The sequence below is a fragment of the Endozoicomonas sp. SESOKO4 genome (assembly GCF_024606275.1).
Window position 1 is genome coordinate 1 of the sequence record NZ_JAHHPS010000002.1, and the last position, 1988, is coordinate 1988.

At 44.8% G+C, this 1988-nt stretch carries 2 protein-coding genes; both read right to left on the bottom strand.

Features of this window, described 5'->3' with window-relative positions; translation table 11 throughout:
• On the bottom strand, window positions 1–796 hold a 796-nt coding region (locus KDK16_RS00015), incomplete at its 3' end, for a hypothetical protein (protein ID WP_257274137.1).
• 57 nt (window positions 797–853) lie between these two features.
• Window positions 854–1988: hypothetical protein (locus tag KDK16_RS00020; protein WP_257274139.1), on the bottom strand; the 1135-nt coding region annotated here is incomplete at its 5' end.

Sequence of the window (1988 nt, forward strand, 5' to 3'; positions counted from 1 at the left end):
GTACATTAATAGTACCCACCTGCTTTTTCAGTTGCGCCGTGTAGTATGCGACGGGTGACTCTTTTACGGTACCGCAGCGCATGGCCATGGCGTAGTCAATTACCTCCCGGGCGGTTTCCGAATCGATATCCACCCGGGGGAGACAGGTGTCCCATGTATGACTCAGTTTGAGACACTCAAGTCGTAATTCGAGAATAGCGTCGGTCAGCTTTGTTTTTTTTTCCTGACGTGCAGCAAGCTCATCCGACAGATTGCATTCTGATGAACTCTCAAGGTCCTCTGCCTCTGAGGCTCCCGCTGCTGCCTGTTCATTTTTCTCCCGAACACAAACCAGAACAGGAGGATCGTCAGGCACCTCAGGCAAGGTAATACTGCACTCGTCCAGTGTTTTGGGTGCAGCATTTTGGTGTCTGAAGGAAGGAATATAGGGGACAACATGTTTTGGCACGGCAGGTAGCATGTCAGTTATATAATCATCGTCGTCTGAATCACGATTCAGGACTTCAAGGGCAGCCGCCATCAGATCTTGCATGAAAGCTTCATGACCAGGAATGGCCAAAACGGGAAAATTGGGTACCACACAACCACCTAATAACAAAACTGAAAAACATTTACTCCCGGAAAAATTGCCGAGAATAACTGTCAGAACCATCAGAAATTTGCTGAAATTCACACCATACCCTTCAAAAGATACGCAAACCTTCAGGGTAGACCAACCTGTAAAAAAAACCTGAAAAGGCGGAGTTGGCCGTTGATTTGAAATCCATTCTGGCAAGCGATCTACCGACCCATCCATGGACTTCTGAGGACGTCGATAGCAAAGTATTTATCCCTCAAATGGGGATACACATCCTCATACAATGGAACAAAAGCTCTTTTGGAATCTGACAATGTAAGAGTGATCTTTTCGGGCGCGTTTGCTGGCATATGTCAGCTCATACTTCAGCAGGGCTTTGCCGGGTTTTTCATGATCATCACAATGCGGCTCAATGGGTTGAACAATGAAATCTGGCTTATAACCATGTGTTGGTTTGAGAACAAAGTATTTACCTCTCAAATGGGGATAAACATCCTCATACAATGGAACAGCTCTTTTAGGATCTAACAATAAAAGATGCTGTAAGAGTTCCTTGCGGATGTCATCACTCATCTTGTCACTCATAAACATTTCCCGAAAACTGTTCTCCGATCTTTCCTTGAAGAGGAATAACTCCTTAGCATGATGAATAAACTGCTGTTGGTGGCTGCTTAATAACTCACAAAAAAAGGGAATACCGATAAATTGGGGGTCATAAAAGATTGAGAAAAGGATATGTTGAAAGGCGAATCTATCGGCTTCTGTCGTACCATTGCTATTAAGTTTTTGTGCAAACACATTAACGTCCCAATCAACACGATTAAAAATCGCTATGTTCTTCAAGTGCATATCCAGATTATACGTGCCATTTAACGCAGTAATCACTTTTTCAAAGGCATCCTGCTGGGCTGGACGTGATGTCATTCGGGAGCATTCGACGGTCATTTGACCCGCTACGGCATTGAAGTCTATTTTCATGGTGCCAGCATTTTTATCCAGTTCGATCTCTTTTAGTAACTGTGCCAGAAACCACATACGCTTAAACTTGCCGGATTTAAAACAGCTAAATTCAAATTGGTCAGTAAATTTCAGTCGCAAGGTTCGTCCTTTCCCTCCCTCTGCCTGTTCCAGTAGCTCGATAAGTCCCACATGAACGCCTAACATCAGATTAACAATCAAGGCATCATTCATACTGACGACCGTTCCTACACGCCCATTTTGTTCGATTGATTCTTTGTCGGATGGCCTCAAAAGCGGCACATTTTCACCCTGGCTCGTGTAATCAACATAGGTGATGTACTTTTTCCTGGACACCTTGCCCTGACCAAAAACCAATGCGATCGGTGCCAGTGCCTCTACAAAGCGCTGATGCAGGGCAAAAATCAGCTCATGGACACTCCGGACCTGCTCA